The sequence below is a fragment of the Variovorax sp. dw_308 genome, assembly GCF_019207085.1.
GTDB lineage: Bacteria > Pseudomonadota > Gammaproteobacteria > Burkholderiales > Burkholderiaceae_C > Variovorax.
In genome coordinates, this window is sequence record NZ_JAATOM010000008.1 from 118,798 (window position 1) to 137,625 (window position 18,828).

General features: G+C 67.1%; 18 protein-coding genes. 17 read left to right on the top strand and 1 reads right to left on the bottom strand.

All coding sequences use genetic code 11. The annotated features are described in order from the left end of the window. Positions 1 to 104: 104 nt before the first annotated feature. The gene (locus tag HCU76_RS17740; RefSeq protein WP_371319848.1) at positions 105 to 602 is read left to right on the top strand and encodes an I78 family peptidase inhibitor; all 498 of its coding nucleotides are present in this window, start codon (positions 105 to 107) and stop codon (positions 600 to 602) included. Positions 603 to 780: 178 nt separating this feature from the next. Here the strand turns inward: HCU76_RS17740 and HCU76_RS17745 are convergent, their stop codons facing one another. After that, complete coding sequence (locus HCU76_RS17745) at positions 781 to 1,524, bottom strand: hypothetical protein (RefSeq protein WP_218510182.1); 744 nt, start codon at positions 1,522 to 1,524, stop codon at positions 781 to 783. Here HCU76_RS17745 and dapF point away from each other — a divergent pair. From dapF to murF, 16 genes are all read left to right on the top strand, one after another. Beyond that, positions 1,523 to 2,398, top strand: a complete 876-nt coding sequence (dapF, locus tag HCU76_RS17750) for a diaminopimelate epimerase (RefSeq protein ID WP_213952929.1) — start codon at positions 1,523 to 1,525, stop codon at positions 2,396 to 2,398. The genes HCU76_RS17745 and dapF overlap by 2 nt on opposite strands. Continuing rightward, positions 2,395 to 3,084 carry a DUF484 family protein gene (locus HCU76_RS17755; protein ID WP_213952930.1) on the top strand — a complete coding sequence of 230 codons (690 nt, stop codon included), beginning with the start codon at positions 2,395 to 2,397 and terminating at the stop codon, positions 3,082 to 3,084. Before dapF ends, HCU76_RS17755 begins: the two co-directional genes overlap by 4 nt. Continuing rightward, entirely contained in the window at positions 3,081 to 3,710 is a 630-nt protein-coding gene (locus tag HCU76_RS17760) for a YdcF family protein (protein ID WP_256354256.1), read from the top strand. The genes HCU76_RS17755 and HCU76_RS17760 overlap by 4 nt, the downstream gene beginning before the upstream one ends. Further along, positions 3,688 to 4,713, top strand: coding sequence for a tyrosine recombinase XerC (locus HCU76_RS17765; protein ID WP_213952931.1), 1,026 nt, complete (start codon positions 3,688 to 3,690; stop codon positions 4,711 to 4,713). The genes HCU76_RS17760 and HCU76_RS17765 overlap by 23 nt, the downstream gene beginning before the upstream one ends. Before the next feature lie 22 nt (positions 4,714 to 4,735). Beyond that, a complete protein-coding gene (locus tag HCU76_RS17770) occupies positions 4,736 to 5,944 on the top strand; it encodes a class I SAM-dependent rRNA methyltransferase (protein ID WP_213952932.1) in 1,209 nt (402 codons plus the stop codon). Positions 5,945 to 6,180: 236 nt separating this feature from the next. Then, entirely contained in the window at positions 6,181 to 7,227 is a 1,047-nt protein-coding gene (locus HCU76_RS17775) for a GTP-binding protein (protein WP_213952933.1), read from the top strand. Between the two features lie 757 nt (positions 7,228 to 7,984). Further along, positions 7,985 to 8,530, top strand: coding sequence for an RNA polymerase-binding protein DksA (gene dksA / locus HCU76_RS17780; protein ID WP_256354257.1), 546 nt, complete (start codon positions 7,985 to 7,987; stop codon positions 8,528 to 8,530). A gap of 3 nt (positions 8,531 to 8,533) precedes the next feature. Next, entirely contained in the window at positions 8,534 to 10,120 is a 1,587-nt protein-coding gene (locus HCU76_RS17785) for an STAS domain-containing protein (RefSeq protein ID WP_213952935.1), read from the top strand. A 46-nt stretch (positions 10,121 to 10,166) separates the two neighbouring features. Beyond that, positions 10,167 to 10,712, top strand: a complete 546-nt coding sequence (gene hslV / locus HCU76_RS17790; RefSeq protein ID WP_213952936.1) for an ATP-dependent protease subunit HslV — start codon at positions 10,167 to 10,169, stop codon at positions 10,710 to 10,712. 140 nt (positions 10,713 to 10,852) lie between these two features. Then, positions 10,853 to 12,181 carry an ATP-dependent protease ATPase subunit HslU gene (gene hslU, locus HCU76_RS17795; RefSeq protein WP_213952937.1) on the top strand — a complete coding sequence of 443 codons (1,329 nt, stop codon included), beginning with the start codon at positions 10,853 to 10,855 and terminating at the stop codon, positions 12,179 to 12,181. A 259-nt stretch (positions 12,182 to 12,440) separates the two neighbouring features. Further along, complete coding sequence (gene mraZ, locus HCU76_RS17800) at positions 12,441 to 12,872, top strand: division/cell wall cluster transcriptional repressor MraZ (RefSeq protein WP_213952938.1); 432 nt, start codon at positions 12,441 to 12,443, stop codon at positions 12,870 to 12,872. A gap of 8 nt (positions 12,873 to 12,880) precedes the next feature. Next, a complete protein-coding gene (gene rsmH, locus HCU76_RS17805) occupies positions 12,881 to 13,804 on the top strand; it encodes a 16S rRNA (cytosine(1402)-N(4))-methyltransferase RsmH (protein WP_218510183.1) in 924 nt (307 codons plus the stop codon). A 7-nt stretch (positions 13,805 to 13,811) separates the two neighbouring features. Then, positions 13,812 to 14,153, top strand: coding sequence for a cell division protein FtsL (ftsL, locus tag HCU76_RS17810; RefSeq protein ID WP_218510184.1), 342 nt, complete (start codon positions 13,812 to 13,814; stop codon positions 14,151 to 14,153). A 1-nt stretch (position 14,154) separates the two neighbouring features. Then, positions 14,155 to 15,903, top strand: a complete 1,749-nt coding sequence (locus HCU76_RS17815; protein ID WP_218510185.1) for a penicillin-binding protein 2 — start codon at positions 14,155 to 14,157, stop codon at positions 15,901 to 15,903. Beyond that, positions 15,903 to 17,402 (top strand): UDP-N-acetylmuramoyl-L-alanyl-D-glutamate--2,6-diaminopimelate ligase, encoded by a 1,500-nt coding sequence (locus tag HCU76_RS17820; protein WP_218510186.1) that lies wholly within the window; start codon positions 15,903 to 15,905, stop codon positions 17,400 to 17,402. Before HCU76_RS17815 ends, HCU76_RS17820 begins: the two co-directional genes overlap by 1 nt. Further along, complete coding sequence (gene murF / locus HCU76_RS17825) at positions 17,402 to 18,826, top strand: UDP-N-acetylmuramoyl-tripeptide--D-alanyl-D-alanine ligase (RefSeq protein ID WP_218510262.1); 1,425 nt, start codon at positions 17,402 to 17,404, stop codon at positions 18,824 to 18,826. The genes HCU76_RS17820 and murF overlap by 1 nt, the downstream gene beginning before the upstream one ends. Positions 18,827 to 18,828 lie beyond the last annotated feature (2 nt).

Consider the following 18,828-nt stretch of genomic DNA (forward strand, 5'->3'; position numbering starts at 1 on the left):
GGCAGGAATGCGCGTGACCCGGCCAGACCAGGCGAGGCAATGATGAGGGCGTGCGGGTGTTCATCGCGTGACGGTAACTCGTGCGTGCCTGGGAACCACGGGAGGTGATCCTGCGCACCGCTATTTGGATGGCGATTGCCCCGCGTCTCGTCCGAGGCACCTTCGGCCTATGTCATGTCGCACAGAGGGGCACACCGCCAGTGGGACGGCCGGGGGCTACCATGCAAGCCATCGATAAATGGCAAAACGGGGAAACCATGAACTGGCTGGAACGCACGCAATTCACATGCGGACTGCTGCTTGGCGTGGCCACCGTGGCCGGCTGCCAGATGCGCGGCGACGTTCGGCCCTTGTCTTCCGAACTGCCGCCGCCGCCGAATTTCGCCGGCACCATGCCCCAGGAATGCCGCGCCACCGAAGCCCGCTTTGCGCTGGGCAAGCCGATCGACGCAAGCACACTCGAGGAAATGCGTCTGCGTGCCGGCGCCCGCAGCGCCCGCAGCGTGCGCCCGACCGATCCGCCCCCGCGCGACGTGGATGCCACTCGCCTGAACGTCGATATCGAAGCGAGTGGTCGCATCGTCGGCGCGCGCTGCGGCTGATGAGGGAGACTCTGATCAGGTCCCCCGCGGACCGCGCATCCTCTGCCCGGGCGGTCTGCGGCGTTGCAGATCCTCGCCATGGCTTGGGCCATGGCTGCGGTTTGCGCCTTGCATCCCATCCCGAGCCGAGGCGCGCGTCCTCGCGGGGGACTTGATCAGAGTCTCCTGAGCGCCGCCTTCAGTCGCTGACCTCGCATGCATTCGGCGCAAGCCGTCCCGACACGCCGATCGGCGTGCGGATGGCGATGCGCGAGCGAGGCATGTACCGGTGGAGCAGGTGCTCGATGTCGATGTAGCCACCCGCGTTCAGCCGCTCGACCATGCGCTCGATCATCTGCCCGTAGGCGCTGCGCACCACGGGCAGCAGGCAGGCATCGAAGGACCAGAGGCGCGACATCAGCTGGAAGTTGTCCGCGGCGTCGTTGCCCGTCACCTCCGGCGCAAACTGGCTCGCGTACCGGCCCGAGAAGACCATTTGTCCGCGGTAGCCCGGATCACCGTAGTCGCCGATGCAGAAGCGCTCGTCCAGCCGATACCTCCCTGACAGCTTGAAGATTCGATCGACCCCGTCCAGCAGCGCTTCCTGGCTGTGCAGGAAATGCTGGAAGCAGGTCATCTCGGTCAGGTTCTTGACCACGTCGGGATTGGGCGCCTTGTAGATCGCCTGCACGTCGTGCAGCCCCGAGTAGTCGAACAGCCGCGTCACCGCCGGCGACAGCACGCGGGCCTGCGCCGGCTGCAGGCCGTCGCCGCACATGTCCAGCAGATGGATGGCCGCATCCGGCACGCGCTGGCGGATCGAATCGATCGTGCCGATCGTGTCTCGCAGTCGCTCCTCGGGCGCGAACATGCCGGACCTGGCGTTGATCGCGCTCGTCACGATGAAGGCAGCCTGCATGCCGCGCAGGATAATCGCGCCCATGCGAATTCGCTTCACCAAGATGCAAGGGGCCGGCAATGACTTTGTCGTGCTCGACGAGACCCGTGGCAGCCTCGGGCTCACGGCTGCGCAATACCGCTTCCTCGGCAACCGCCACTTCGGCGTCGGCGCCGACCAGATCCTGACCGTGCGGCCCTCGCCCGCGCCGGGCATCGATTTCCAGTACGTGATCCACAACGCGGACGGCGGCGAGGTGGAGCAGTGCGGCAACGGTGCACGCTGCTTCATGCGCTTCGTGCGCGAGCGCGGCCTCACCACCAAGGAGGCAGTGCGCGCGCAGACGCTGTCTGGCGTCATCGAGCCCCGCATGGGCGCCGATGGCCGGGTCACCGTCGACATGGGCGCGCCTGTCTTCGAGCCCGAGAAGGTGCCCTTCGACCCGGCCGGCCTCACGCCGCAGCCCGAAGGCGCCTGGGAAACCTGGCACCTGGCCATCAGCACCCATGCCGAGAGCGCCATCCTTCCCGTCACCGTGCTGTCGATGGGCAATCCGCATGCGGTGCAGGTCGTGAACGACGTCGACACTGCGCCAGTCGCCACGCAAGGCCCGCTCATCGAGCACCACCCGCGCTTCCCGCAACGCGTCAACGCCGGCTTCATGCAGGTCGTGAGCCGCTCGCGGATCCGCTTGCGCGTATTCGAGCGCGGCGCCGGCGAGACGCTGGCTTGCGGCACCGGGGCTTGCGCGGCGGTGGTGTCGGGCATCCGACTCGGCCTGCTCGACAATCGCGTCGACGTGGAAACGCGCGGGGGGCTCCTCACCATCGAATGGGCGGGCGTTGGCCTGCCCGTGTTCATGACCGGCCCGGCCGTGACCGTGTTCGAAGGCGACATCGAGGTACCCGAGCAGCCATGAAACCCACCCATTCCGACGCCATGAACCCGATCACCGAAGACGACATCGCCAACTACCTCGCCAACACGCCGGACTTCTTCGAACGCCATGCGCAACTGCTTTCGCAGGTGCAACTGACCAGCCCGCACGGCAACCGTGCCGTCAGCCTGCAGGAGCGCCAGGCCGAGATGCTGCGCGAGAAGATCAAGGCGCTGGAGCACCGCGTGATGGACATGGTGCGCCACGGCACCGAGAACGTCGTCACCGCCGACCGGCTGCAGCGCTGGACAAGAGGCTTGCTCACCACGCGCGATGCGCGCGGCCTGCCCTGGCAGATCGCGGCCGACCTGCAGACGCTGTTCATGGTGCCGCAGACCGCCATCAAGGTGTGGGACTGCGACGCGACCTACTGGAGCGAGGGCTATGCCCAGTGGGTCACCGACGACGTGAAGACGCTGGCCACCTCGCTCACCGCACCGTACTGCGGGCTCAATTCCGGCTTCGAGGCGGCCAACTGGCTGGGCGATGCGCGCGCGGCCGTGTCGATCGCGCTGATCCCCCTGCGCGCCGAGCCGGGCGCGCCGGCCTTCGGCCTGCTGGTGCTCGCATCGCCCGATGCGCAGCGCTTCAACCCCGAGATGGGCACCGACTTCCTCGAACGCATCGCCGACCTGGCGTCGGCAGCGCTCTCGCGGCTGCGGCCTTGACGCTGCTGGCCCGCGCCATGGCATGGCGCTGGCGTCTGCTGGGCGCGGCGCTTCTCCTTTGCGCGCTGCATGTGGCGCTGGCCGCCATGATCTGGCAGCACGCGAGCGAACGCATCGCGCATCCGCCCACGGGTACGGCCGATGGCGCCCTGGTGCTCGGCAACCGGGCCTATGTGGGCGGCGAGATCAATCCCTGCCTCACCAACCGCGTCGACCGCGGCATCGAGCTCGCACGCAGCGGCCAGGTGCGGCAACTGGTCGTGTCGGGCGGCAAGGACATCGAGGACGCGCGCATCGAGGCACAGGTGATGGAGGCCTATGCGCGGGAGACTGGCTTCAGCGGCCCCGTGCTGAAGGAGGCGCTGTCGTCGTCGACGCGGCAGAACCTCGCCATGTCATGGCCGGTGCTGGAGGCTGCCGGCATCAAGCGCGTGATCGTCGTTTCCGACCCGTACCACCTCTGGCGGATCGAGCGGCTGGCGCGTGCGAGCGGATTCGACCGCGCCTTCGACGTGCAATACGCGGCGGCGTCGCCGACTTGCGGGAAAAGCCCCTTCCTGTTCTTCAAGGGCGTGGTGCGCGAGCCGCTGGCGATCGTCAACAATGCGCTGGCCGGGTATTTCTGACGGCCAACGCGTGCCTGGAAGGAAATTCGCTGTGGATTCGGACCTGATCGAGCGCTATCTGGAACATGTGCGCGTGGAACGCCGGCTGGCCGCGCGCACGGTCGAGCTGTATGCGATCCACCTGCGCACGCTGGCCGAAAAGGCCGCCGCGGCGAGCCTGCCGCTGCAACAGGTGCAGACCGCCCACATCCGGCGCTGGATGGCCCAGCTTCACGCGGCAGGGCGCGAGTCGCGCGGCATCGCGCTGGTGCTGTCGTGCTGGCGCAGCTTCTATCGCTGGCTGGGCAACGAGCGCCTGGTCGATGCCAATCCGGTGCAGGACGTGCACGCACCCAAGGCCGACCGTCCGCTGCCCAAGGCATTGGCCGTCGACGACGCCGTGCGGCTGGCGGAACACCGCGATCCTGAGGCCGACCCGTGGACGGAGGCGCGCGACCACGCGATCGTCGAACTGCTCTATGGCTGTGGCCTGCGCGTGAGTGAACTGGTCGGGCTCGACGTGCGGGCCAGCGCGGTGGCGCGCGGCTGGGTCGACCTGGCCGCTGGCGAAGCGCATGTGCTTGGCAAGGGTGGCAAGCGCCGCAGCGTGCCGGTGGGCGCCAAGGCCCGTGAAGCGGTGGGGGCCTGGCTGGCCGTGCGCGACGACTGCGCCGCGCTGCCGGCGGCCACCCTGCGCGACCCGGTCGGCGCCACGGCCCTCTTCATCGGCCGCAATGGCGCGCGGTTCTCGGCGCAGGCGGTGTGGAAGGCCTTGCGCCTGCGCAGCCTGAAGGCCGGCTTGCCGGCGCCGGTCCATCCGCACATGCTGCGGCACTCCTTCGCGAGTCACCTGCTGCAGTCGAGCAGCGACCTGCGCGCTGTGCAGGAGTTGCTCGGCCACGCCAACATCACCACCACGCAGGTCTACACGCGGCTGGATTTCCAGCACCTGGCCAAGGCGTATGACGCGGCCCATCCACGCGCCAAGGCGCGCCCCGAGACACGAAAGGCCAGGAAGGCCTGAACAACATCACCAGGGAACCCCCATGAAAGCATTGCGGCTGCGGCCGGGCAAGGAGCGGTCGCTGCTGCGCCGCCATCCATGGATCTTCGAATCGGCCATTGCCAAGGGCGGCGGGGACGCGGGCGAGACGGTGCGCGTCGAGTCGCATGAAGGCAAGTTCCTCGCATGGGCCGCATTCAGCCCCGCATCGAAGATCCGTGCCCGCGCCTGGAGCTTCGACGAAGCCCAGCGCATCGATGCCGCCTTCTTCGCCGGGCGTGTCGCTCGGGCGGTGCAGGCGCGCGGCCTGTTCGACTTGCAGAGCGACGGCGTGCGTCTGGTCCACGGCGAGGCCGACGGCCTGCCCGGGCTGATCGTCGACCGCTACGGCGACACGCTGGTTGCGCAATTCCTGTCGGCCGGCGTCGAGCGCTGGAAGGCAGTGCTGCCCGATGCCTTGCTCGCCGCCACCGGCTTGACCAGGCTCTACGAGCGTTCCGACGCCAGCGGCCGCGAGCGGGAAGGCCTGAAACCGACCACCGGCTGGCTGCGCGGCGACGGTCCGACCGAGCTCACCATCCGCGAGCACGAGTGGCAACTCTCGCTCGACATCGCCACCGGCCACAAGACCGGCTTCTACCTCGACCAGCGCGACAGCCGGAAGCGTTTCGCGGAGATCGCGGGGCATCGCAAGTTCCGCCGCGTGTTGAACTGCTTCTGCTACACGGGCGGATTCACCGTCGCGGCGCTATCCGGCCTGCGTGCCGCCGATGCGTTGGAAGGAGCGGTGTTGACCTCGGTCGATTCCTCGTTGCCCGCACTCCAGCGCGCCGAAGCGCATGTCGCGCTCAACGGATTCGCCGGCGCCGACAACCAGTACCTCGACGCCGACGTCAACGCCACCTTGCGCCGCTTCATCGCGGACGGCAAGACCTTCGACGCCATCGTGCTGGACCCGCCGAAGTTCGCCCCGACGGTCGCCCATGCCGAGCGCGCCGCCCGCGCCTACAAGGACATCAACCGCCTGGCCCTTCAGTTGCTGGTGCCCGGCGGCGTGCTGCTGACCTTCTCGTGCTCCGGCGGCATCAGCGCCGACCTGTTCCACAAGATCGTCGCCTCGGCGGGTATCGACGCCGGCGTCGACGGCTACATCAGCGAGCGCCTCGGCGCCGCGCCGGACCATCCGATGACCATCGAGTTCCCGGAGGGCGAGTACCTCAAGGGGCTGGTGGTGGTGCGCCGGCCGGCGTGAATTCGGGCAGCCGAACGCCGAAGTCGCAAAGGTTTCGCAGAAGGCGCAAAAAAGAGAATCAAAGAATTCCTTGAGTATTTCTTTGTCTTCCTTCTGCGACCTCTGCGAAACCTTTGCGACTTCGGCGTTCGGCTGCCCGCTCCCGCATCCCGGCAAGCCCAACCCCACGACAGCAGACCTATTCCCCGCCCGCTAAACTTTCCGCCCTTTCCCTGTTTTCGCGACCGGAGCACCTCATGGCCCTCATCCCCGCCACCATCCTCACCGGCTTCCTCGGCTCCGGAAAAACCACCTTGTTGAAGCGCATCCTGACCGAGGCGCACGGCCAGAAGATCGCCGTCATCGAGAACGAGTTCGGCGAGGAGAACATCGACAGCGACATCCTCGTCACCGAGTCGAAGGAGCAGATCGTGCAGATGAGCAACGGCTGCATCTGCTGCACCATCCGCGAAGACCTGCGCGAGGCGCTGCAGGTGCTGGCTGCCAAGAAGCGCAAGGGGCTGCTCGACTTCGACCGCGTGGTCATCGAGACCACCGGCCTGGCCGACCCCGGCCCCGTTGCGCAGACCTTCTTCATGGACGACGAGATCGCCGAAAGCTACCTGCTCGACTCGATCCTGACGCTGGTCGATGCCAAGCACGCACCCCAGCAGCTCAATGACCGGCAGGAGGCCCGCCGCCAGGTCGGCTTCGCCGACCAGATCTTCATCAGCAAGAGCGACCTGGTCGCCGCCGACGAGACCGAGGCGCTGATCCATCGCCTGAAGCACATGAACCCCCGCGCGCCGCAGCAGAAGGTGCATTTCGGCGAGGTGCCGCTGTCTTCGGTGTTCGACCTGCGCGGCTTCAACCTGAATGCCAAGCTCGACATCGACCCCGACTTCCTCAAGGAAGACGACCACGATCACCACGATCACGAACACGGCGAGAACTGCGACCACCCTTCGCATGCGCACGAAGGCCACGGCCACCATCACCACACGGACGACGACGTCAAGAGCTTCGTCTACAGGTCCGACCGCCCCTTCGACCCGGCCCGGCTGGAGGACTTCCTCGGCGCCATCGTCAACATCTACGGCCCGCGCATGCTGCGCTACAAGGGCGTGCTGAACATGAAGGGCACCGAGCGCAAGGTGATCTTCCAGGGCGTGCACCAATTGATGGGCAGCGACCTCGGCCCGGCCTGGGGCGCGGACGAAGCCCGCCAGAGCCGCATGGTGTTCATCGGCATCGAACTGCCGCGCGAGATCCTGGAACAGGGTCTCGACCAGTGCCTGGTTTAGCCTTTGCCCCAGGTCGCTGCGCCACCGCGTGACGCGACTCCCGCCCCCTCACCGGGGCCGACATCGGTGGCCCGGCAGAGCCGGTTCCACGATGTCCCTGGTGAAGAGCCGCCCGCGCGCACCCCGAGGCTGCCCCATCGCGGGTGATACCGACAGCCCGAAGGAACTGGTTTCGCGATGTTCCGGACGTGAAATGATCCGGGGGGAGCGTTATCGGCCGCAACTCGACACTTTCGTCTATACAATCGCGCGCCTGTTCCGGGAGCCGCTTTCGTTTGCCATGCAGAAGAGAAGTCACTACCGGCACAGTAGAGAGCGCGTTCGTGGTCTGAATTCGGGGGTATAACCCGTGGTCGCTGCTGGCGAGCTTGCACTAAAAATCGGGAACCCGCGAGGCATGTGTTCGCCAACGTTCTTGCGGGGAGAGTACCTGTAGAGCGCGATCCAGCCCGTCCTAGGAGCCAGTACCGTGAAGAAACCCGCCGCCGAGGCAGCGCCCGCCACACCGGCCGTCAAGAAGACAGCCGGCAAGGAGGCTGCGCCAGAAGCGCCCAAGGCTTCCGCCACGAAACCCGGCCCCGCCCCGCCCCCCCTCGCCAAATCCGCAAAACCGGCCAGTCATCCTGCCGTCCCTTCCGCTTCTGTCACGACCCCCATGAAAAAAACGGCTGCCGCCCCCACTCCCGCTCCGGCCCCTGTCACGCCGGCCCCCCGCGTTGGACGCGTTTCGCGCCTGTCCCAGCTGACTGTGCCGTCCATGGCCCAGTCCGTGGCCTCGACCGCCGCCAAGTCCAGCTTCACGCAGGTCGCATCGACCGCGCTGGTGCCGCCGCCGCACGTCGCGCTCAAGAAAGACCCCAAGCTTGCCAACAACTGGAAGACAAAGACGCCGGAACAGTTGAGCGATGCCGAAGTCATCGCCATGCCCGACAGCGAGTACATGAACGACAAGCAGATGGCCTTCTTCCGCCTCAAGCTGGTGGGCCTCAAGCAGGGCATCCTCGAGAACGCCGGCGAAACCACCGAGCACCTGCGCGAAGACACGGTCGTGGTGCCCGATCCGGCCGACCGCGCCACCATCGAGGAAGAGCATGCCCTCGAACTGCGCACCCGTGACCGTGAGCGCAAGCTGCTGAAGAAGATCGAGCAGTCGATCCAGCGCATCGACGCCGGCGACTACGGCTACTGCGACGAGACCGGCGAGCCGATCGGCGTCGGCCGCCTGCTGGCCCGACCCACGGCCACCCTTTCCCTCGAAGCGCAACAGCGCCGAGAGCTCAAGCAGAAGATGTTCGGCGACTAAGAAATGGCCAAAGAGGAGCCCGGCCGCCTGCTGTCCAAAGTAGCCAAGTTCGTCCGCAACCCGCTCAAGGACTGGGCGGAACTGGATGAGCAGGATGCTGGCTCGTCCGACACTGGCTACAGCCGGGAGATGCTCAAGGAAATGATCGAGCGGCGTCAGCGCAACGACTTCGTGCGCCGGCGCGAGTTCGACATGCTGCGCAAGCTCCGCCAGCGCGAAGCCTCCGGTTCGCGCGAGGCCACACCGTCCTCCTTCAGCATCAGCAGCACCACCGGCAAGACTGCAGGCCGCGCACTCACGCTCAAGAAGATCGACGAGATCGAAGAGCAGATGTCGCAGCAATGGTGGAAGAACCGGCAGCAAGGCTCCAACGGCGAACCGATGACTCCCGCCGCCATGGCGGCGCAGCAGGCGCGCGCCTACGCCGACACCGAGCCGGGCCAGGCGCCACCCGTCGCTGGCGACGCGGCGTCCGGGGAGTCGCACCTGCCCCGCCCGCCAGGTATCGACAGCGGCCTCGAGGAAGCCGCGATCCGTTTCGCGCACGGCGACGACCCCGGCGCCGAGGCCATCCTGCTCCAGACACTGGCGCCCGAGGCGCCGCAGGCCGACAACGTCGAGATCTGGCGCGCGCTGCTCGACTTCTATCGGGCCACTGGCGACTTCGACAAGTTCTCGCAGACCAGCATGCGCTATGCCCAGCGCTTCAAGAAGCCGGGCCCCGAATGGATTTCGCTGCGTGCCCTGGCGCGGGAAGTGCAGGTGGCCGGTGCGGCCGAACTCGACAGCCGCGGCGCCGGCGGGCCGGACGGGGCGGACTGGTCCTGCCCCGAGCAACTCACCCGAGGCGGCCTCGCCGGACTGACGCAGGCCCTCTCGGGCGCCGGCCCGGTCTGGACCCTCGAATGGCACAACCTGGCCGGCATCCATGCCGAAGCCGCCGGTCCCTTGCGTGCGCTGATGGAGCATTGGGCCGCATCGCCGGTGCAGCTGCGATTCGCGGGCGCCGAGCAGCTGCTGGCCGTGCTGGCCGCGGCCACGCCCACCAACAACCGCAACACCGAGCCGGTCTGGTGGCAGTTGCGCATGGCCATCCTGCGCGTGATGAACGATGTCGACGGCTTCGAGTTGACTGCGCTCAACTACTGCATCACCTACGAGGTGTCGCCGCCTCCATGGGAAGACCCCGCTGGCAGCTATGCCGCGGCGGATCTGGCAGCGGCGCCGCAGCCGAAGCCGTCGGGCATGTCGCTGGCCAGCATGCGCATGGGCCTCGGGACTTCCGTCGAACCGGCGCCGGCGCCCGCCGTCGCGGGCCACCGCCTGCTGGTGGGTGAGTTGACTGGCGAATGCCACGACGTGCTGCACGAGCTCGACGCGGAACTGGTCGATGCGCAGGTGCCAACGGTGTCGTGCGCCGCCCTGGTCCGCATGGACTTTGCGGCGGCTGGCACATTGCTCAACTGGGCAATGGCGCGCGCCGCACGCGGCCAGCGTGTCGAGTTCGTGGATGTGCAGCGCATGCTCGCCGCCTTCTTCAAGGTGATCGGCATTGCCGATCACGCCTCGGTCGCGGTGCGCTCGAATTAACAGGCAAGGGGCTTGCATCGCCCCTCGACAACCCCAGATGGCTTCGATGGAACAGTTTCACGGAACGACGATCGTCAGCGTGCGCCGCAAGACCCCTGACGGCGACCAGGTCGCGATCGGCGGCGACGGCCAGGTCACGCTGGGCAACATCGTCATCAAGGGCACTGCGCGCAAGGTGCGGCGGCTCTATCACGGCAAGGTGCTGGTGGGCTTCGCCGGGGCCACGGCCGATGCCTTCACGCTGTTCGAGCGTTTCGAGGCCAAGCTCGAGAAGCACCAGGGCCAGCTGGCCCGCGCCGCGATCGAACTCACCAAGGACTGGCGCACAGACCGCGTGCTGCGCCGCCTCGAAGCCATGCTCGCCGTGGCCGATGCAACCACTTCCCTGATCATCACCGGCAACGGCGACGTGCTGGAGCCGGAAGGCGGCATCGTGGCCATCGGCTCGGGCGGCGCCTACGCGCAGTCGGCGGCCAAGGCCCTGCTGGACCACACCGACATGCCGGCCGACCAGATCGTCAAGCGCTCGCTCGAGATCGCGGGCGAGCTCTGCATCTACACCAACATGAACCACACCGTCGAGGTGTTGTAGCCCACCCCCAAGCTGCGCGCACTGCGTGCGCTCCGCCAACCCCTTCGAGGGGACGCCGCTCGCGGCCCGGCCATGCCGGTTCCGCGGCGACCGCTGGAAAGGGGGCTGCATGCGCATAGACAACCAAAAGATTCGTTGCCATGTCCATGACCCCCCAGGAAATCGTTTCTGAACTCGACAACCACATCGTTGGCCAGCCGCAGGCCAAGCGCGCCGTGGCCATCGCGCTGCGCAACCGCTGGCGCCGCCAGCAGGTGGACGACAAGCTGCGCGCCGAGATCACGCCAAAGAACATCCTCATGATCGGCCCGACGGGCGTCGGCAAGACCGAGATCGCGCGCCGGCTGGCCCGCCTGGCCGATGCGCCCTTCATCAAGGTCGAGGCGACCAAGTTCACCGAGGTGGGCTATGTCGGCAAGGACGTCGATTCGATCATTCGCGACCTGGCCGAGATCGCGGTCAAGCAGACCCGCGAAAGCGAGAGCGCCAAGGTGCGCATGCGGGCGGAGGACGCGGCAGAAGACCGCATCCTGGACGTGCTGCTGCCCTCGGCGCGCAACGCCGAGGGCGTGGTCGAGGCCGACAGCAACAACGCCACCCGGCAGGCTTTCCGCAAGAAGCTGCGCGAGCATCAACTCGACGACAAGGAAATCGAGATCGACCTGGCCGAGGCGCGCGCGCCGCTCGAGATCATGGGCCCGGCCGGCATGGAGGAAATGACCGAGCAGTTGCGCGGCATGTTCGGCCAGCTCGGCAACCAGAAGCGCAAGACCCGCAAGCTCAAGATCTCCGAAGCCTTGCGGCTCCTCATCGACGAGGAAGCCGGCAAGTTGCTGAACGAAGACGAAGTGCGCGCGCAGGCCATCACCAGCGCCGAGCAGAACGGCATCGTCTTCATCGACGAGATCGACAAGGTGGCCACGCGCAGCGAATCGCAGGGCAGCCCCGATGTGTCGCGCCAGGGCGTGCAGCGCGACCTGCTGCCGCTGGTCGAGGGCACCGCCGTCAGCACCAAGTACGGCGTGGTGCGCACCGACCACATCCTGTTCATCGCCAGCGGCGCCTTTCACCTGAGCAAGCCGAGCGATCTGATCCCTGAACTGCAGGGGCGCTTTCCGATCCGGGTGGAACTGTCGTCGCTCTCGGTCTCCGACTTCGAGAGCATCCTCACGCAGACCCGCGCCTCGCTGGTCAAGCAATACCAGGCCTTGCTCGCTACCGAAGGCGTCACGCTGGAATTCACGCCCGAAGGCATCACGCGACTCGCCAGCATCGCCTTCGAGGTCAACGAGCGCACCGAGAACATCGGCGCCCGCCGACTTTCGACGGTGATGGAGCGCCTGCTCGACGAAGTCAGCTTCGACGCGACCAAGCTCGAAGGGCAGACCGTTCGCATCGACGCGGCCTACGTCGACGCCCGCCTGCAGGCATTAAGTCACGACGAGGACCTTTCCCGGTTCATCCTGTAAGCAACAACTGCGGCTGCAGCCGCTTCACGCAACACATTCATTGCGTGAGCTAAGTGCTTCATTTGCAACGACATTCGCGTTTTCCAGCCTGCGAAAACACCGCTAAGTCGTTGATTCCATTGCAAAAAATTGCCGCGACCGCCTGTTGCGACGTACTTGTTTCCTGCTACAGTGCAAAAAAGTGCATTTAAGTGGGAAAAAGTGTCTGTAGAAGCTCCGTTTTGGAGGTTTTCAGCGTCTCACAACCAAGGTCGTTTTCGTGTTTCAAGGCGCTTCATCGCTGAATCTGGATGCAAAGGGGAGGCTGTCCGTGCCGACCCGGCACCGTGACGTCCTCAGCGCGACCGCCAACGGCCAACTCACCATCACGCGCCACCCGCACGGCTGCCTGATGATCTTTCCGCGTCCCGCATGGGAGCAGTTTCGCGAGCGCATCGCCGCCATGCCGCTCAAGGACCAATGGCTCAAGCGCCTGTTCCTCGGCAATGCGATGGACGTCGACATGGACGGCACCGGCCGCATCCTGGTTTCGCCGGAGTTGCGCGCGGCGGCCAGCATCGGCAAGGACACCTTGCTGCTCGGCATGGGCAGCCATTTCGAGCTCTGGGACAAGGCCACGCACGACGCCAAGGAAGCCGAGGCACTGGCCGCCGGCATGGCCGAGGGCGCGTTCCAGGACTTGGCCTTCTGAAGGCGATCGTGGACAACGCATGGACCCACACGACCGTCTTGTTGAACGAAGCGGTCGAAGCCCTGTTTGCCGACGCACCGGCAGCAGCGGGCACCTACGTGGACGCCACCTTCGGGAGGGGAGGCCATTCCCGGCTCATCCTCTCAAGACTGGCGCCGGATGGCCGCCTCATCGCGTTCGACAAGGACGCGGAAGCGGTCGCCGAAGCAACGCGCATCACGGATGCGCGTTTTTCCATCCGTCACCAGGGCTTCCGGGACCTGGGCGAGTTGCCGTCCGGCAGCGTGGCCGGCCTGCTGATGGACCTGGGCATCAGTTCGCCCCAGATCGACAACCCGGCGCGCGGATTCAGTTTTCGATTCGACGGCCCGCTCGACATGCGCATGGACACCACGCGCGGCGAGAGCGTGGCCGACTGGCTGGCAACAGCCGAACAACAGCAGATTGCCGAGGTAATACGTGACTATGGCGAAGAACGGTTTGCTGTTCCGATTGCAAAGGCGATTGTTGCTCGCCGACAGGAACGGAGCCCAGTTTCAACCACCACCGAACTGGCCGAGCTCGTGGCTGGCGCGGTCAAAACCCGCGAGCAGGGCCAGAACCCTGCAACGCGCACATTTCAGGCTCTTCGGATTTTCATCAACGCCGAGCTTGAAGAGCTGCAACAGGCGCTAGAAGCGAGCATCGACGTGTTGCAACCCACGGGCCGGCTTGCAGTGATCAGCTTCCACTCGCTGGAAGACCGGATCGTCAAGCAGTTCATCGCGAAGCACTCGCGCGAGGTGTATGACCGCCGCGCGCCCTTTGCCGCGCCGGTGGCCATGAAGCTGCGGAGCGTGGCGCGCATCTTCCCGTCGGACGCCGAAGTGGCGGCCAACCCGCGTGCCCGCAGCGCCGTGCTGCGCGTGGCCGAGCGCACCGACACCGTCTAGACCCACGATGGCCCGGTTCAACCTGCTCCTGCTCATCGCCGTCCTTGCGACGGCGCTGCTGCTCGTGCACACGCAGTACCGGTCGCGCCAGCTTTTCACCGAGATGGAACGGGTCAACGCCGAAACGCACCGGCTCGAGGTCGAGTTCGACCGCCTGCAGGTCGACAAGCGGGCCCAGGCCACGCCGCTGCGCGTCGAGAAGCTGGCCAAGGAACAACTCAAGATGGCGACCACCACCCCCGCCATCACGCTCTACGTCCGCCAGGACGGCAGCGTGATCCCGGCCGTGGTGTCGCCAGCGCCACCCGTGCCTGCGGGCGGCGGCGCGACGACGAAGAAGGGGCATTAGCATGACCCGCCGCAGCGTCCAATACACCACCAGCCCGCTGCTTGCGAGCAAGACGCCCGTGTGGCGCAGCAAGTTCATCGTGGCCGGCGTGGCCATCGGCTTCGTCGCGCTGGCAGGCCGCGCCGCCTATGTGCAGGTCATCAACAACGCCTTCTTCCAGCGCCAGGGCGAAGTGCGCTATGCCCGCACGCTGGAGCTGCCCGCCAACCGCGGGCGCATCCTCGACCGCAACGGCCTGATCCTCGCGTCGAGCGTCATCGCACCGAGCATCTGGGCCATTCCGGAAGACATCGAGCGCGACGACCCCGAGGTGCGCGCCAAGCTCAAGCAGGTGGCCAAGCTGCTCGGCATGTCGCAAAAGGACTTCGACAAGAAGCTGGCCGACGAGGACAAGACCTTCGTCTGGATCCAGCGCCAGGTCGATGAGCCGATTGCCAAGCAGATCGCCGCGCTGGACATCCAGGGCATCTACCAGCGCAAGGAATACAAGCGCCAGTACCCCGAGGGCGAAGCGGCCGCGCACGTGGTGGGCTTCACCAACGTGGAAGACCACGGCCAGGAAGGCATCGAACTGGCCTTCGACAAGGACCTGGCCGGCAAGACCGGCTCGCGTCGTGTGATCAAGGACCGGCTCGGCCGCGTGGTCGAAGGCTTGGGCGAGTCGATTCCCCCGATCGAGGGCAAGGACATCCAGCTCAGCATCGATAGCAAGGTGCAATTCTTCGCCTACCAGAAGCTGCGCGATGCAGTCACCGCCAACAAGGCCAAGGCCGGCAGCGTGGTGGTGCTCGACTCCATCACCGGCGAAGTGCTGGCCCTGGCCAACTACCCGAGCTACGTGCCGGACAAGCGCCAGAACCTGACCGGCGAGCAGTTGCGCAACCGCGCACTGACCGACACCTTCGAGCCCGGTTCGACGATGAAGCCGATCACCGTGGCCACCGCGCTCGAACTCAAGCGCGTGACGCCGCAGACACTGATCGACACCGCGCCCGGCAAGCTGACCATCACCGGCTCGACCATCAGCGACACGCACAACTACGGCACGCTGACTGTCGAAGGCGTGATCCAGAAATCGAGCAACATCGGCGCCACCAAGATCTCGCAGCGCCTGGCGCCGCGCGAGATGTGGGAGTCGTTCAGCTCGCTCGGCTTCGGCCAGAAGCCGCAGCTCACCTTCCCTGGCGCCGTGACCGGGCGGCTGCGCCCGTGGAAGACCTGGCGGCCGATCGAGCAGGCGACCATGTCGTATGGCTACGGCCTGTCGGCCTCGCTGTTCCAGATGGCGCATTCGTACACCGCCTTCGCCCACGATGGCAGCCTGATCCCGGCGACGATGCTCAAGAGCGACGAGCCGGCCGTCGGCGTGCGCGTGTTCTCGGCCGAGAACGCGAAGGCCGTGCGCCGCATGCTGCAGATGGCGGCAGGGCCGGGCGGCACGGGCCCGCTGGCGCAGACCATCGGCTATTCGGTCGGCGGCAAGTCCGGCACGGCGCACAAGCAGGTCGGCAAGGGCTATGCGAGCAACAAGTACCGCTCCTGGTTCACCGGCATGGCGCCGATCGAGAAGCCGCGCATCATCGTCGCGGTGATGCTCGACGAGCCGACGGCCGGCAGCTACTTCGGCGGCATCGTGGCCGCGCCGGTGTTCAGCGAAGTCGTGCAACAGACGCTGCGCATGATGAATGTCGCGCCCGACCTCGCGGTGAAGCCGCAGGTCGTGACCAAGGGCGTGGAGGAGAGCTTCTGATGGACGACATCCGCTTCAAGTCGCCCAACGAAGCCGGTCACTGGCTGCGTTCGCGCGTGGGCGGGCACCTGCATGCCGACAGCCGCCGCGTCGGCGACGGCGATGCCTTCATTGCGTGGCCCGGCGCGGCGACCGATGGCCGCGCGCACGTCGAGGCGGCGCTCGCGCAGGGCGCCGCGGCTTGCCTGGTCGAGCGCGAGGGTGTCGAGGCCTTCGGCTTCGAGAGTGATTCGGTGGCCGCCTACGGAGGGCTGAAGGCGGCCACCGGGCCGATCGCCGCGTCGTTCTACGGCTGGCCGTCGACCCAGCTCGCACTGCTGGCCGTGACCGGCACCAACGGCAAGACCTCGACGGCCTGGTGGCTGAGCGAGGCCTTGTCCACGCATGCCGGATTGGGCCCGTGCGCGGTGGTGGGCACGCTGGGCATCGGCGTGCCGCCGGACCTGGAATACACGGGCCTCACCACGCCCGACCCGGTGATGCTGCAGCGCGAACTGCGCGGCTTCGTGTCGCGCGGCTTTGGCGCCTGCGCCATCGAGGCCTCATCGATCGGCATCGCCGAGCGCCGGCTCGACGGCTGCGAGATCCGCGTGGCCGTATTCACCAATTTCACGCAGGACCACCTCGACTACCACGGCAGCATGGATGCCTACTGGCAGGCCAAGGCCGAATTGTTCCGCTGGCCTGGCCTGCGCGCGGCGGTCATCAACATCGACGATGTGCATGGCGCCAGCCTGATGGGCAATCTGCTCGACGAATACTGTGGCGGGCTGGACGTCTGGACGCTCACGGCCGCCGGTGGTCCGGCGCGCTTGAGCGCGCATGACATCGGCTATGGCCCGGAAGGATTGCGCTTCTCGGTGACGGAGCAGGGCGGCGGCACGGAGCAACTCGCGACCCGGCTCATCGGCCAGTACAACGTGTCCAACCTGCTGGGCGTGATCGGCACCTTGCGCGCGCTGGGGCTTTCGCTGGCCGATGCGGTGAATGCCTGCCGCGGCCTTGGCAGCGTGCCCGGCCGCATGGAGCGCGTCGCCGTCGAGGGCCAGCCGCTGGTGGTGGTCGACTACGCCCATACGCCGGACGCGCTCGACAAGGCGCTGGAAGGCCTGCGGCCCCTGGTCACGGAACGCGGCGGCAAGCTCTGGTGCCTGTTCGGTTGCGGCGGCGACCGCGACCCGATCAAGCGGCCGATGATGGCGGCCGTGGTGGAGAAGGCGGCCGATCGCGTGGTGGTGACCAGCGACAACCCGCGCACCGAAAAGCCGGCCGCGATCATCAGCCAGATCATGCTGGGCCTGGCCCAGCCCGACGAAGCGCAGATCGAGCCCGACCGCGCCAAGGCCATCGCCGACACCATCGCGCAAGCCGCGCCGCAGGACGTGGTGCTGCTGGCAGGGCGTGGCGACGAAGCCTGGCAAGAAGTGGCTGGCGAGAAGATCGCCTTCTCGGACCGCGTGCATGCGGCGGATGCGCTGGCGCGGAGGGTGCGTCCATGATGATGACGCTCGCGCAAGCCCAAGCCTGGATTCCGGGCGCACGCCTGGTTGGCGACGGGGCCACGCCGATCGCCCGCGTGCACACCGACACGCGCTCGCTCGCGGCAGGCGACCTGTTCGTGGCGCTCAAGGGCGAGCGGTTCGATGCCAACGAATTCCTGGCCGATGCCAAGGCCAGCGGCGCTGTCGCGGCCATCGCGCATGGCGGACTAGAGGCCGCGGGCTTGGCGGGGCTGGAAGTCGGCGACTCGCTGGCCGCGCTGGGCGCCCTTGCGGCGGGATGGCGCAACCAATACATGCTGCCGCTGGTCGCGGTTACCGGCAGCAATGGCAAGACCACGGTCACTCAGATGATCGCGAGCATCCTGCGCAACGCGGTGGGCGACGATGCGCTGGCGACCGCCGGCAATTTCAACAACGAGATCGGCGTGCCGCTCACGCTGCTGCGCCTGCGCGCGCAGCATCGGCTCGCGGTGGTCGAACTCGGCATGAACCATCCGGGTGAGATCGCACGCCTGTCTGCGATCGCACGGCCGACGGTGGCGCTGGTCAACAACGCGCAGCGCGAGCACCAGGAATTCATGGCCACGGTGGAAGCGGTGGCGCTGGAGAACGGCGCGGTGCTGGCCGCGCTGCCGGTCGATGGGACGGCGGTGTTCCCACATGGCGATGAGTTCACGCCGCTGTGGACGCGGCTCGCAAGCGAAGGCGAGGGTGCGCGACGCCATTGCCTCACCTTCGGCGAAGACCCGGCAGCCAGTGTGTCGCTGGTGGCGGCCGAGTGGCTGGGCCAGGCCTGGCGTGTCACCGCCCGCACGCCGCTCGGCGACTTGCGCTGCACGCTGCGCATCGCGGGCCGTCACAACGTGCTGAACGCGCTCGCGTCGGTGGCCTGCGGGCTGGCGGCCGGCGTGTCGCTCGACCACATCGCCCATGGCCTCGATGCCTTCGAGCCCGTGAAGGGCCGTTCGCGCGCCAGTGCGCTGCAGCTGGCCAATGGCCGCACCGTCACGCTGGTGGACGACAGCTACAACGCCAATCCCGACTCGGTGCGCGCGGCCATCGACGTGCTGGCTACGCTGCCGGCGCCGCGCATGCTGGTGCTCGGCGACATGGGCGAGGTGGGCGACCAGGGCGAGCGCTTCCATGCGGAAGTCGGCGCCTGGGCCCGCGAACGCGGCATCGACAATTTTTTTGCGCTCGGCGCGGCCACGACCCACAGCGTTGTGGCCTTCGGCAAAAACCCGGGCCGGGCGCGCCATTTCGAAAGCATCGACTCGCTCAACGCGGCGGTGCTCGCACTGCTGCCGCAAGCCGGCAGCGTGCTTGTCAAGGGTTCGCGCTTCATGCGCATGGAGCGCGTGCTGCAGGCGATCGCAGAAGCCGCCCCATTACAACAAGAGGAGACCGGTCATGACCATTGAAA